The sequence below is a fragment of the Ruegeria sp. BB6 genome (genome assembly GCF_056539385.1).
Genome location: NZ_JBQFUW010000008.1, coordinates 137,419 through 150,722 on the forward strand (window position 1 = coordinate 137,419; position 13,304 = coordinate 150,722).

At 60.3% G+C, this 13,304-nt stretch carries 12 protein-coding genes; 7 read left to right on the forward strand and 5 right to left on the reverse strand.

All coding sequences use genetic code 11. From position 1 onward, the window contains the following. Positions 1-40: 40 nt before the first annotated feature. From ACR0B7_RS17440 to ACR0B7_RS17455, 4 genes are all read left to right on the forward strand, one after another. Entirely contained in the window at positions 41-688 is a 648-nt protein-coding gene (locus ACR0B7_RS17440) for an RluA family pseudouridine synthase (protein ID WP_170485745.1), read from the forward strand. A gap of 197 nt (positions 689-885) precedes the next feature. Further along, positions 886-1,557 carry a YiaD family glycine zipper/OmpA-like lipoprotein gene (locus tag ACR0B7_RS17445; RefSeq protein WP_170567174.1) on the forward strand — a complete coding sequence of 224 codons (672 nt, stop codon included), beginning with the start codon at positions 886-888 and terminating at the stop codon, positions 1,555-1,557. Between the two features lie 119 nt (positions 1,558-1,676). Then, complete coding sequence (locus ACR0B7_RS17450) at positions 1,677-2,219, forward strand: NAD(P)H-dependent oxidoreductase (protein WP_170576914.1); 543 nt, start codon at positions 1,677-1,679, stop codon at positions 2,217-2,219. 49 nt (positions 2,220-2,268) lie between these two features. Then, the gene (locus tag ACR0B7_RS17455) at positions 2,269-3,069 is read left to right on the forward strand and encodes an FAS1-like dehydratase domain-containing protein (protein WP_170485742.1); all 801 of its coding nucleotides are present in this window, start codon (positions 2,269-2,271) and stop codon (positions 3,067-3,069) included. Here the strand turns inward: ACR0B7_RS17455 and ACR0B7_RS17460 are convergent. Then, positions 3,061-4,095, reverse strand: a complete 1,035-nt coding sequence (locus ACR0B7_RS17460; protein ID WP_170576913.1) for an NAD(P)/FAD-dependent oxidoreductase — start codon at positions 4,093-4,095, stop codon at positions 3,061-3,063. The genes ACR0B7_RS17455 and ACR0B7_RS17460 overlap by 9 nt on opposite strands. A 55-nt stretch (positions 4,096-4,150) precedes the next feature. Between ACR0B7_RS17460 and mnmC2 the strand changes: the two genes are divergently transcribed. Then, positions 4,151-4,816: a tRNA (5-methylaminomethyl-2-thiouridine)(34)-methyltransferase MnmC2 gene (gene mnmC2, locus ACR0B7_RS17465; protein WP_170485740.1), complete on the forward strand. Its 666-nt coding sequence runs from the start codon at positions 4,151-4,153 to the stop codon at positions 4,814-4,816. Continuing rightward, a complete protein-coding gene (locus tag ACR0B7_RS17470; protein ID WP_170485739.1) occupies positions 4,813-5,682 on the forward strand; it encodes a DMT family transporter in 870 nt (289 codons plus the stop codon). Before mnmC2 ends, ACR0B7_RS17470 begins: the two co-directional genes overlap by 4 nt. On the opposite strand, the gene ACR0B7_RS17475 is transcribed toward ACR0B7_RS17470, so the two are convergent. Then, a complete protein-coding gene (locus tag ACR0B7_RS17475) occupies positions 5,656-7,620 on the reverse strand; it encodes a lytic transglycosylase domain-containing protein (RefSeq protein ID WP_170485738.1) in 1,965 nt (654 codons plus the stop codon). The two genes, ACR0B7_RS17470 and ACR0B7_RS17475, sit on opposite strands and share 27 nt — an antisense overlap. Before the next feature lie 132 nt (positions 7,621-7,752). Between ACR0B7_RS17475 and dapA the strand changes: the two genes are divergently transcribed. Then, on the forward strand, positions 7,753-8,625 hold the full coding sequence (gene dapA / locus ACR0B7_RS17480; protein ID WP_170485737.1) for a 4-hydroxy-tetrahydrodipicolinate synthase: 873 nt from the start codon (positions 7,753-7,755) through the stop codon (positions 8,623-8,625). A gap of 98 nt (positions 8,626-8,723) precedes the next feature. Here dapA and ACR0B7_RS17485 read toward each other — a convergent pair whose 3' ends face one another. The 3 genes from ACR0B7_RS17485 to ACR0B7_RS17495 form a co-directional block, all read right to left on the reverse strand. Then, a complete protein-coding gene (locus tag ACR0B7_RS17485; RefSeq protein WP_170485736.1) occupies positions 8,724-9,596 on the reverse strand; it encodes a DmsC/YnfH family molybdoenzyme membrane anchor subunit in 873 nt (290 codons plus the stop codon). Next, entirely contained in the window at positions 9,596-10,345 is a 750-nt protein-coding gene (locus ACR0B7_RS17490; RefSeq protein WP_170485735.1) for a 4Fe-4S dicluster domain-containing protein, read from the reverse strand. Before ACR0B7_RS17490 ends, ACR0B7_RS17485 begins: the two co-directional genes overlap by 1 nt. A 91-nt stretch (positions 10,346-10,436) precedes the next feature. After that, a complete protein-coding gene (locus ACR0B7_RS17495) occupies positions 10,437-13,250 on the reverse strand; it encodes a molybdopterin oxidoreductase family protein (RefSeq protein WP_170485734.1) in 2,814 nt (937 codons plus the stop codon). Between the last annotated feature and the right edge of the window lie 54 nt (positions 13,251-13,304).

Sequence of the window (13,304 nt, forward strand, 5' to 3'; positions counted from 1 at the left end):
GACGTTGCGGGACTTTGCGTGGTACGTTAGGCAAGCGCGCATGAGCGAAGCATATGATCCCCCGAAAACGCCACTGGATGTCCTGCATGAGGATGCGCAGTTGATCGTGGTGAACAAGCCATCGGGCCTGCTGTCGGTTCCGGGACGCGGAGAGCATTTGGCGGATTGTCTTTTGGCGCGAGTGCAGGCGGCTTTTCCGCAGGCATTGCTGGTGCACCGGCTGGATCGGGATACATCGGGGGTGATGGTGTTCGCGCAGACGCCCCATGCGCAGCGGCATCTGAGCATGCAATTTGAGAAGCGCCAGACTCGAAAAACCTATATCGCGCGTGTATTTGGCCGGGTTGAGCCCAAAACCGGAACCATTGATCTGCCGCTGATCGTGGACTGGCCCAACCGCCCGCGCCAGATGGTGTGTCATGAGACCGGAAAAGCCGCGGTAACCGATTGGCGTGTCGTTAAACACGAGGGAGACACGACCCGAGTGCGCCTGTTTCCGAAAACCGGGCGGTCACATCAGTTGCGCGTCCACATGCAGGCGTTGGGTCACCCGATTTTGGGCGACCCCTTTTACGCGGAAGGAGCGGCGCGCGAGTATCCGCGTCTTATGCTGCATTCCGAAGAACTCCGTCTGAAGAACCCAGAGGGCGGGGTGTCGGTGAAGTTTCGGGCCGCCGCAGATTTCTGACATTGAATCGCGCGAATCCGTGGCAATTTGCGGTTGCAGAGGAAAAATCTGCCAGAGTGTCGCGACAGGAAATCATTGAGCGGCGGGTAACTGCCGATATCACCGGATTGTTGCTTGAGCCTGCGACCGCAGGGCGCGATATACCGGACCGAACAATATGGACCCGATGAACGGGTGTCAGAGCAGAAGGTGATTTCATGGCGATTTCAAAGTTTGTCGTTTCCGCTGGGCTGTGCTCGGCTATGTTTTTGGGCGCGTGCACCGACCCCGGTACACTGAGCTTGCCTGGCGATCCGAACCAGAACGCAAAACAGGGTGCGATTCTGGGTGGTTTGGTCGGTGCGGGTGTCGGGGCGATCGCGAACGGCTCTGATCCGCTTCTTGGCGCGTTGGCCGGTGGTGCGATTGGTGCGGCTGGCGGTGGCCTGATCGGTAATCAACTGGACCAGCAGGCCGCAGAACTGCGCCAGCAATTGGCCAATCAGGGGATCACCGTGACCAATGCCGGGGACCGGCTGATTGTTACCGTGCCGAACGACATCACCTTTGACACCGACAGCTCGACCGTGCGCCCGGCGCTGCGGGCTGATCTAGTGCGGGTGGGGCAGAACCTGGTGAATTACCCCAATTCAACCGTGCAGGTCATCGGCCATACGGACAGCGACGGCGAGGCGTCGTACAATCAAGCACTTTCGGAACGTCGGGCGCGCTCTGTCGCCGATATTCTGCAGGCCAATGGTGTCAACAGCGCCCGGATCAGCACGATCGGACTGGGTGAGAACCGTCCGGCGGCCTCGAACCTGACGGCTGAAGGCAAAGCCCGTAACCGTCGGGTTGATATCGAGATCATTCCAAACGGGCGCACCTGAACCTGACGGGGCACCGTCAGGTGCCTTGGCTTTTTTGCACATTGACTGCGCGTCATGGGGGCTTTGGCGCGCAGATGTGTCGCGCTAACTAGTGAATGACACCATCACGGAGCCCTCTCATGTCTGAACCGATCCTGCTTGGCCTGTCCGGGTCGCTGCGCCAGAGCGCAACCAACCGTAAGCTGCTGCGCGAAGCTGCGCGGCTGTTTGACCCGGGGACATATGTCGAGGCGGACCTGAACCTGCCGCTTTATGATGGTGATCTGGAGGACGGCGAAGGTATCCCCGAGCCGGTGCAACTGCTGGCGGATCAGATTGCGCAGGCGCATGCCGTGATCATCTCGACGCCGGAATACAACAAGGGTCCATCCGGTGTGTTGAAGAACGCGCTGGATTGGGTGAGCCGAACCAAGGGCAAGCCGTGGGCGGATAAACCCGTTGCCGTGATGTCCGCCGCTGCGGGTCGCGCAGGCGGTGAGCGGGCCCAGATGGTCCTGCGCAGCTATATGGTGCCGTTCCAACCCCGTATTCTGCAGGGGCCGGAAATTCATATGGCCAGCAGTTCCAAAGAGTTTGATGAGCAAGGGAAGCTGACCAGCGAGCGATATGAAAGCGCTCTGCAAACCCTGATGCAAAAGCTGCGCGCCGAAGCTGGTTTCTGATCGTCGCGGGCCGCTTGTCGGTGAACCTTCGTCTGTCTAGTCTTCTGCCATGACGGAGGAAACACAGACAGATGTTCTGGACCCGGCCCGCGCCGCCGCGCTTCTGATCGCACTGGGGCAGGGCGGGGCCATCGGGGCAGGTACACCCTTGCCTGCCTTTTTCCACCAGCTTTATTTCTGGACGCCGCAGCCACCGGACCGTCTTGGTCGGGATGGCCATCCAAAGGTTGGGGGTGGCCTGATCCCCGATATGGGATTGCCACGCCGGATGTGGGCGGGTGGACGGTTAGAGTTTCATGCGCCCCTTGTTGCGGGTCGGGCAGCCGAACGGCGCTCGGTTCGGGAAAGTCTTGTGTCCAAAACAGGACGAACCGGGCCGCTGGCCTTTGTCACGCTGCGCCATGAGATATGGCAGGATGCAACGCATTGTCTGACCGAGTGGCAGGATCTCGTTTACCGCAACGATCCATCTGACAAAGAACCAAGCCCCGTGCCGCCGGTCGCACGGACCGATGAGACCGATCGGCGCGAGGAATCATTCGACTCGACTTTGTTGTTTCGATATTCGGCGCTGACATTCAACGGTCACCGTATCCACTATGATCTGGACTATGCGCGTCAGGTCGAAGGGTATGACGGTCTGGTCGTGCATGGGCCGCTGCTGGCCCAGTTGTTGATGTTGTTTGCCGAGGATGTGATGGGCCCGCTTGCGCGGTTTTCGTTCCGCGCGACATCGCCGTTGATGCATACTGAAACCGCGACCTTGTGCCGGGACGGTCAGAGCATGTGGGTCCGCGGCCCCGACGGGCGGCAATGCATGATTGCCGATGCCACCGCGCGATCACAGTGATGCTTCGGGCTGGAAATCTTCGGGGATCGTATCGCGGTCGTCCAGTATCAGATCGGCCATGACTGCAGCCACCTTCGGAGCCATTCCAAAGCCGATCTTGAAACCGCCATTGGCGATGAACTGCCTCTTGTGCAAGGGATGCAGGCCCAGCATGGGGGCACGGCTTTTGCTGCGGGGGCGAACCCCGGCCCAGCGTTCGATCACCTCGGCCCCGTGCAGAACAGGGACCGCGCGCGTGGCACGTTCCGACACATCCTCAAGCGCGGCATCTGTGCTGGTCGGATCGTCATACTCCCGCTCGGAGGTTGAGCCGATGGCCAGCGTGCCATCCGCATGCGGCACGATATGGACCGTATCGGCAAAGAGCTGCGGAACCTCTCCGGCGTCGAACCGCAACAAAGCGGCTTGTCCTTTGACACCATTGCCGACGACCTTCCCGAATGCGTCGTTGAGTTCCAGCAGCCCGGCCAACCCAGTGGCGTGAACGATCTGCCCCTTGTCCGGTGCGTCGGTCACCACATCGACGCCCATAACGGCCAGCGCCGATACCAGCGCGGCACAGGCGCGCCGTGGGTGTATCCGCGCACTGAGCGTGTCGTGAATCACATACCCGGTTGGGCTGGGCGGGCACCACGATCCCAGTTCTGTGGTTTCAACGACACGCCATTCGGCCTTGCCCTGCCACAGTTCAGACGCCGTACTCGCACGAGCGTGAGCCAGGTCCAGGGTTCTGGCGTCGGGAATGGGTTGCAGCCGTCCTAGCCTTGCGTAACCCGCTGAAACGCCGCCGGTTTCCTCGACCTGTTTCCAGAATGGTTCGGCCATGATCAGGCTCTCGAACTGAAAGGCTTTCTTCGCGTTCCAGTTCTCGGGGACATGAGGGGCAAGGGCACCGACCAGCCCACCGCTTGATCCCGCGCCTGCGCCAAAAGGATCAACGACCTGAACTTTTGCGCCGCGCCGGGCACAGGTCCAGGCGATGGACAGGCCAAAGATACCCGCGCCGCGTACCGTCACATCGACCATTGCCAAACCCCTTTTCCTTGTTCAGTGTCGCGCCGCTTAGCTACAGGATTCCCCGATGGCAGACCAGCGCGCCGAACTGACTTGGACCGACGATCACATACCCGTTTCAGACCGGTTCGACGATCCGTATTACTCGTTACAGAACGGGCTGGCTGAAACTCGCCATGTCTTTCTTGACGGCAACGACCTGCCTGCGCGCTTCGCGCCAGAGTTTCATATTGCCGAACTTGGGTTTGGCACCGGTCTGAATATGCTGACCGTGTGGTCAGAGTGGGAAAAGTCCGGGCAAACAACTCCTCTGAGTTTTACCAGTTTCGAAGCCTACCCAATGGACCCTGCGGATATGTCCCGCGCACTGGAGGCTTTTCCCGAAATCGCCCCTTGGGGCACGCGTTTTCTGCAGTACTGGCGCGGAGGGTCGTGCGATCTGGGTACGCTGCAGCTTGAGGTTATCGAAGGGGACGCGCGCGAGACGTTGCCCAAATGGACAAAATCTGCCGATGCGTGGTTTCTGGATGGGTTCTCTCCGGCCAAGAACCCGGAGCTGTGGGGGGCTGAGTTGTTGCAGCATGTGGCCAACCACACGGCCCCCGGCGGCACTGCTGCAACCTACACGGCTGCTGGTTTCGTTCGCCGCGGATTAGAGGAGGCAGGGTTTTCTGTCACCCGCGCACCGGGATATGGTCGCAAACGCCACATGACGCGGGCGGTCAGATCATGACGCAACAGAACAATACGCGCGCAGGGATCGCCCTGATGATTGCCGCAACCGTTGTGTTTGCGTTGCAGGACGGCATGTCCCGTCACCTTGCCGGAACCTACAACACCTACATGGTCGTCATGATCCGGTACTGGTTCTTTGCCGCGTTCGTGGTGGCACTGGCCCTGCGTGCTCCGGGTGGTATCGGGGTGACGGCGCGGACCAGCCAACTGGGATGGCAGATATTGCGCGGTGTCTTGTTGGCCGGTGAGATTTGCGTGGCGGTTTATGCCTTTACCGTTCTGGGCCTGATCGAAAGTCAGGCCGTGTTCATCTGTTATCCGCTTCTGATAGCTGCGCTCAGCGGTCCGGTATTGGGCGAAAAGGTGGGCTGGCGGCGGTGGATGGCGATTGGCGTCGGCTGCATGGGTGTGCTGATTATCCTCCAACCCGGCATGGGCGTATTCAATCCATTGGCCGTCATACCTCTGATCTCGGCCCTGATGTTTGCCGTCTACGGGTTGCTGACCCGGTATGTCGCCCGGCAGGACAGCACGGCAACCAGCTTTTTCTGGACCGGCATCGCCGGAGCGGTCGCCATGACTGCGGTTGGAATGTGGTTCTGGGAGCCGATGGAAAGCCGCGATTGGTTCTGGATGGGGCTGCTGTGCCTCAGCGGGGTTCTGGGGCATTGGCTGCTGATCAAGTGCTATGAAATGGCCGAAGCCAGCGCCGTGCAGCCCTTTGCCTATTTCCACCTGATGTGGAGCGCGATTCTGGGTATCTCGGTTTTTGGCGAAACCCTACGGCCCGCCGTCGTCATCGGCGCCGGGCTGGTCATCGCTGCTGGTCTGTTCACCCTATGGCGCGAACGCCGCCAAGGTTGAGCCTATCAACTCCTGCGAAAACGGGATCGGCAGGGCCGGTTGGCCCAGACGGGCGCGGTAAACCGGCAGGCTTTCAGCCACGCGCATCACGTAATTGCGAGTCTCGCTGAACGGGATCGTCTCGATCCAGTCGACAACGTCAATCTCACCCGCGCGCGGATCACCATATCGGCCCATCCACGAGATCGGTCTGCGCGGTCCGGCGTTATATCCGGCGGCCATCATTACGACGTTGCCGTTGAAATCGGCCGCCAGCCCAGACAGGTAATTCGCCCCCAACTTGGCATTATATTGCCAGTCCGACGTCAGCTTGCCCGTTTTGTGACCGCTGAGAATGCCCATGTTCTTGGCAACCAGTTGAGCGGTCGCAGGCATGACCTGCATCAAACCTCGGGCACCTGCGCCGCTAACGACAACCGGGTCAAACTCACTTTCGCGTCGGGCAATGGCCAGAGTCATCTCTTTCGCCATAGGCAGACCCAGATCGGCCACCGGATGCACCGGGTAATAGGCGGCAGGAAGGACAACACCGGTTTTGGCCGCACGCTTGGCAATCATCACCGCCAGATGAGGCTCTTTCAGTTCGATCACCAGATCGCCCAACTGGGTTGCCTCGACCGAGTCCAGGTCTTCCACCAGATGTGTCAGGAACCGTTCTGACAGGTTCGCTTCGCCGGCCTGTAGCAGCAGCAACCCCGCCTCCAGCACGCTGGACTCGGCGAATTCGGCCTGTTTCCAATGCGGCGCGCGTCTGGGATTTGCCAACTCACCGTCGAAGGGGCGGCCAATCTGCTCAGCCGCCAGCAAACCGTAGAACGAGGTCTGATGGTCCGCTCCCATCGCATAGGCTTCGTAGGCCTTGTCCGCATTGCCCTGTGCCGCGTAAGCCCGCCCAAGCCAATATCCGGCCCGCCCTTTCGAGATCGGCGACTGAACGGCGTCCGAGAAGTTCTGGAAATGTCTCACGGCAGTCGCCGGGTCGTTCAGTTTGCGCAGGGCAAGGAACCCTGACAGCCATTCAAGGTCCGCATACCCATAGCCCATTTCAGGCGTCATGTGGTGGTTGGCGGCGATTTTGTAGGCACGGTTGGCATTGCCCCCGCGCATCTCCAGCCGCGCCAGCCGACGGCGGCCTTCTGCCCATTTGTCCGGTTCGCCCAAAGCCTCGGGGCCAGTGGACCGCACCAGCATCAGGTCAATGGCGCTGTCATCCAGTTCCTTCTTGTCCCGCCAGACAAACCGGTCAAACGCCAGCCCCGGAGACTCTGCCAGCGACTTGGGAACGGCGGCCACCTTACCATCCACACCTGGCTGACGCTTTTGCAGGGCGATCCGGGCTTCGGCCAGTTTGCGATGATCAGACGCGACCAAAGGCAACATCTGCCCCGCGCTGACAAGGTGGTTGTCCCACAGCATCCGATCCAGCCGGGCTTCGTGGTGCGGCTTGAGGAGCTTTCCGAAGTTTTCAAGATAATCCTTTTGCAGACCTTTACCCATCGGCATGGTCCGCCATGCGGCAACAATATCGGCCTCGGCATCCCCCTGACGCCCCTTGGCCTTGAGTGCCACCGCATAGTTCAAGGCGCCTTCCGCTGTTTGCGGCGGCACATCGGAATAGAATTTCAAAACACGGTCAGGATCCGCACCGGTAAACGCCGGTTCGCTTTTCCGGCGCAGCCATGTCAGACCGGGCCAGTCCGGGCGACGGTCCAGAAAGACCAGCACATCACCGGAACTGCCAAAACCTTCGCGCAGCCAATGCCAGACGATTATGTCACGCGACACGGACCCCCGGGCACCGGCTTCGCGCAAAGCGGCGTTCCAGTCGCCTTTGCGCATTTCATACAGTCCGGCGCGCAGATCGCCCGCTGCGTCGGCATGCGCCTGCCCGAATGATCCCAGAATCATTGCCATCAATAGCGTCAGAACGCGTGTCATGCCTTGCATTTCCCAACCAACCAAGGATAGAGCCATTCAGGATAAACCTTGCGCCGCCGGGATCAACTCACATCGCTCAGATTGTGATCGCTGGTGGCCCAAAATTGCCAACTGCACTCTGAGGAGCGTGTCATGTTCAAAGGCTCGATGCCAGCCCTGGTCACCCCGTTCACAAACGGCGAGTTGGACTTGGATATGCTCAAACGGTTGGTGGAATGGCAAATTCAGGAAGGGTCGACCGGTCTAGTGCCCGTAGGCACCACCGGAGAAAGCCCCACCCTCAGCCATGAAGAACACGAAACCGTCGTCGCAGAGGTCGTCAAAGCCTCGGCCGGGCGAGTGCCCGTGATCGCGGGTGCGGGATCCAACAACACAGTTGAAGCCATCCGTTTCGTGCGATTCGCACAGAAGGTCGGTGCCGACGCCGCGCTGGTCGTGACCCCCTACTACAACAAGCCGACGCAAAAAGGTCTGATCACGCATTTCCGCGCTCTGCATGACTGCGCGGATCTCCCGATTATCATCTACAACATTCCCGGTCGTTCGGTCGTCGACATGACCCCTGAGACGATGGGAGAGCTGGCGGAGCTGCCGCGCATCGTCGGCGTCAAGGACGCCACCGGTGATCTGGCGCGCGTAAGCCAGCAGCGCGCCACCTGCGGGCCAGATTTCTGTCAATTATCGGGCGAGGACGCAACCGCGTTGGGCTTCAATGCGCATGGGGGCGTAGGCTGCATCTCGGTAACAGCAAACGTAGCGCCGAAACTCTGCGCCGAATTCCAGCAGGCGACACTTGCGGGTGACTACGCCAAGGCGTTGGAATACCAGGATCGGCTGATGCCATTGCACGAGGCGATCTTTATTGAACCCGGGTTGGTGGGCGCAAAATACGCCCTGAGCAAACTCGGCCTCTGCAGTACCGAGGTCCGTTCGCCCTTGACAGAACTGGAAGACGGAACCAAATCCGCGATTGACGCGGCAATGGCCCACGCCGGTCTGCTTTAATCCGGCTGAACCTTGGCGGGATCCGCCCTTCATCTGGCTAAAAATATCCCGGGGGATGAATTGGTCTGAAAGACCAAGAAGGGGGCTGGCCCCCTTCCTTACCGTTTGCCGTAATACAATCCGACCACGTGCTCGGCCTGCGCGAAAAACAACCAGCGCGACACGGCAACACCCGTCAGATGCGAGAGCACCGCAAGCAGGGCAAAAAAGTGGTTGAACGGCAGAAACAGCAGAACAACTGGGGCGAAGAAAGCCAGCAGAAACGAAATGATCCTCAGTTTCTCGGCGTGTCTGCGCCCCACGACATGCACGAATTCCCGCAGCAGATAGTTTGTCCCTGTGTGAGGTGGCTCAAACGCCCGAACCGCTCCGCGTGACCCCAGACCCGTTGCTGTGCCCAGGTTGGTTTCTGATTGGGCAAGCGCTTTGTCGCCCTGCCACCAATACAGCGCTTGAACAGTCGCGGCGACCAGCAACAAAGGAACCGCCAGCCCGGTTTGACCTGCAAGCAGCGCGCCTCCAGCCAGACTAAAACTCAGAAACAGCGCCGGTGTCAGTTTCATGTTCCAGCGCGGGATGGTTTTGAGTTGGGTATAGATCATGGACGTCGTAAAAACAGTCGCCAGCGAAAACGCAGACCCGATAAGCCCGAGCACGCTCCACCGTTGTCCCAGAAAGACGGCTCCGATCGCGTAAAGGCCCATAACGATCAGTGCGATGACTGCACACCAGCCTTCGCGGCTAAGCCAACTGGACCTCCATTGAGTGAACGCTTTCCAAGCGCGTTCAGGGTGCCCAAGGTGGAAGGTCGAGGCCATAAGCCCGCCAACAGACAGACCATAGGCGATAACAAAGAAAACGAACGCAACCCAGCCGGTGACGTCTGGCAACCCAAGGCCCAAAAAGAAGAGGAGACCGAAACCCAGGCCGGACAGGGTGGTGAAAATGATGACGGAAGGGGCTGGATGCATCAGAGCTTCTCCAGAGCTTTGTCGAGCCAGCCGATAAAACCCTTGGGTTCTTCGGCGACCGGGGCCAGCAGCGGTGCCAGAATATCAATCTGGTCTTCCACCTGGTCTTTGGGGCGTGGTGGCAGGTATTTGTTCACGGGCTTGGTGCCCATTTCGGGCATCAGGTCCATTCCCTCCCGTTCGGCAACCAATTTGCTGACATCGCTTTCGGGGTCTCCAAGATCGCCGAAATGCCGTGCCCCTGCGGGGCAAGTGCGAACGCAGGAGGGGACTCGGTCCACCTCGGGAAGGTTTTCATTGTAGATACGATCAACGCAGAGCGTGCATTTCTTCATCACCCCTTCCGCCATATCCATCTCACGCGCTCCGTAGGGGCAGGACCACGCGCAGAGGCCACAACCTATGCAGTCGTTTTCGTTGACCAGCACAATGCCATCCTCGACCCGCTTATAGCTGGCCCCGGTGGGGCAGACGGTGACGCAGGGCGCGTCTTCGCAGTGTAGGCAGGATTTTGGAAAGTGGATTAGTTGGGCGTGGCCTTCGGTGGGCTGAACCTCGTACGAGTGGACGCGATTCAGGAACGTGCCCGACGGGTCGGCACCATAGGCGTCCTGATCGGACAAAGGTGCCCCGTAGTTTTCGGTGTTCCATCCTTTGCACGAGATCACGCAGGCATGACAGCCGACGCAGGTATCAAGGTCGATGACGAGGCCCATTTTGCGCTCGGTCGATTGCGGGAGCTGGGTCATGACGGGCTTGCCTTTGTGCGTGTGGTGAGGATCGGCTGGGGCTCTGCCCCAGACCCCGGGATATTTTTAGCCAGATGAAGCGCGGACCCGGTCATTTGCCAACCTTCCATGCAATATCCTTTGGGCCGGTGCCGACGGGTGAGTTGATCGGGCCGAATTCCGGCTGGCTTTGCGCGTCGGTTGGGGCGGCGGCCTTTTCGATTTTGACCTTGAGGTCGAACCATGCCGCCTGACCTGTAACTGGGTCCGAGTTTGCCCATCGCATTCCATCGCCTTTGGGGGGGAGTAATTCGTGGATCAGGTGGTTGAGGAGGAACCCTTTGGTGGCTTCGGGCGCGTCTTCCTGCAAGGCCCATGCGCCTTTGCGTTTGCCGATGGCGTTCCATGTCCAGACGGTGTTGTCGTTCAGCGCGGCCATTTCCACAACCGGGACTGTGATTTCACCGTGAGGCGAGGTGACTTTGGCCCAATCGCCGTCTTGTAGGTTGTGTTCGCGCATCAATTTGGTGGGGACGTAGAGTGGGTTACGGCCGTGGAGCTGGCGCAACCATGCGTTCTGGGTGCCCCAGCTGTGGTACATCGCCATGGGGCGTTGGGTCAGGGCGTTAACGGTAAAGCCCTCGTTGCCCTGCTGGTCGGTTTCGTACCAGATCGGCAGCGGGTCCATTGTGTCTTTGATCCGCTGGCGCAGATGCTCGGGGGGCTGGCGGTCGCCATGCCCTTCGGCGGCCAGCTGGAATTTGCGCATCGGCTCGGAATAGAGTTGGAAAAGGTAGGGTTGCGGGCTGTCATAGAGGCCCATGCCCACCGCCCAGTCCTGATAGGCCGCGTTCCACGGTTTGTAGTAGTCCGCGCCTTCGGGGATATGCGCCACGTAGAAGCCACCGTTTTCGATGTAGCGGTTTAACTGGTCAGGATTGACCTCTCCGCGTCCTTCCTTGTCGCCATCCTCGCCCCGGAACCCGGCCAGAGGGCCAATGCCGGGTTTGCGCTGGTGGTTGACGATATAGTCGGCGTAGTCTTTCCATTTGGGCGTGCCGTCTTCGTTGGTGAAACCCGGCAGGCTCATGCGGTTTGCCAGTTCGATCAGCACCGATTGGAAGCCGCGCACGTCCCGGTCGGGCTCCACCACGGGCCAGCGGATCGCATCGGCGGCGGCGTCGGCCTCGCAGATCGGGCGGTCGAGCAGCGAGATGCAGTCGTGCCGCTCCAGATAGGTGGTGTCGGGGAGGATCAGATCGGCATAGGCCACCATTTCCGAGGAATATGCGTCGGAATAGATGATCTTGGGGATGACATACTTGCCGTCTTCGGTCTTGGCCGACAGCATCTCCATCACACCCTTGGTGTTCATGGACGAGTTCCACGACATGTTCGCCATATACATGAACAGCGTGTCGATCTTGTACGGGTCACCCGCAGCGGCGTTCGAGATCACCATATGCATCAGGCCATGGGCCGACATCGGGTTTTCCCATGTGAATGCTTTGTCGATGCGTTGCGCGTTGCCGTTTTCGTCCAGCAGCAGGTCTTCGGGACCGCGTGGGAAGCCCAGGTGCGGGCCTTCCAATGGACGACCGGGGCGGCGGTCGCCGTGTGGGGTAGGATGCGCCTCGACCGGTTTGGGGTAGGGCGGTTTGAAGCGGAAGCCGCCGGGGACCTCGACCGTGCCCAACAGGATTTGCAGCACGTGCAGGGCACGGCAGGTTTGGAAGCCGTTGGCATGGGCGGAAATTCCGCGCATGGCGTGAAAGCTGACTGGGCGGCCCGTCATTTTGCTGTGCTTTTCGCCCCGGAAGTCGGTCCATTCGTGATCCAGCTCGATCGCCTCGTCAAAGGCGACGCGGGCGATTTCGGCGGCAATGGCGCGGATGCGTTTGGCGGGGATGCCGCAGCGGTCGGCGACGGCTTCGGGGGCGTGATCGTCCGACAGGTATTTCTCGGCCATCAGGTGAAAGACTGGGCGGTGCGTAACGCCATCTTTGTCGTAGGTGGCCGACAGATCCGGGCGCACGCCGGGTTTGTCGAAGGCGGTGGGTTCGCCGGTCACGCGGTCGATTACCAGAGGTTTGCCGTCGGCGTCGCGTAGGAACAGTCCCTTCTCCGGACCCTCTGCGGCGTTCACCAGAACCGGCGCATTTGTGTAGCGGCTGAGATAGTCGAGGTCGATCTTACCCGCCTTCATCAGTACATGGATCAGTGACAGGATAAAAAGACCGTCGGTGCCGGGCGTGATCCCGACCCAGTCATCGGCAACTGCGTTATAGCCCGAGCGGATCGGGTTCACCCCGATGACACGCGCGCCGCGTGCCTTGATCTTGCCGATCCCCATCTTGATCGGGTTGCTGTCGTGGTCCTCGGCCACGCCGAACAGCATGAACAGTTTGGTGTGGTCCCAGTCGGGCTGGCCGAACTCCCAGAAGGCACCGCCCATCGTGTAGATGCCACCTGCGGCCATGTTGACCGAGCAGAACCCGCCATGGGCCGCGTAGTTGGGTGTGCCGAAATGCTGCGCCCAGAAGCTGGTAAAGCTTTGGCTTTGGTCGCGGCCGGTAAAGAAGGCCAGTTTCTGCGGGGCGGTCTCGTGCAGCTCGTTCAGCCAGCCGACGGCGGTGCTGATCGCTTCGTCCCATTCGATCTCGCGGAATTCGCCCGAGCCGCGTGGTCCGACCCTGCGCAGCGGTTTGCGCAGGCGCGACGGCGCGTTGACCTGCATGATCCCGGCGCTGCCCTTGGCGCACAGAACGCCCTTGTTGACAGGATGGTCGCGGTTGCCCTCGATATAGGCGACCTTTCCGTCTTTCATATGAACGTTGATGCCGCAGCGACAGGCGCACATGTAGCAGGTGGTCTTGCGAACCTCATCCGAGACCTTGGGCGAGGTATCTATGACTGGCTGGTTCAAATCGGCCCCCTGTAGTTAACGATCTGATCATTCTCACACTTTGCCGAGAACCGG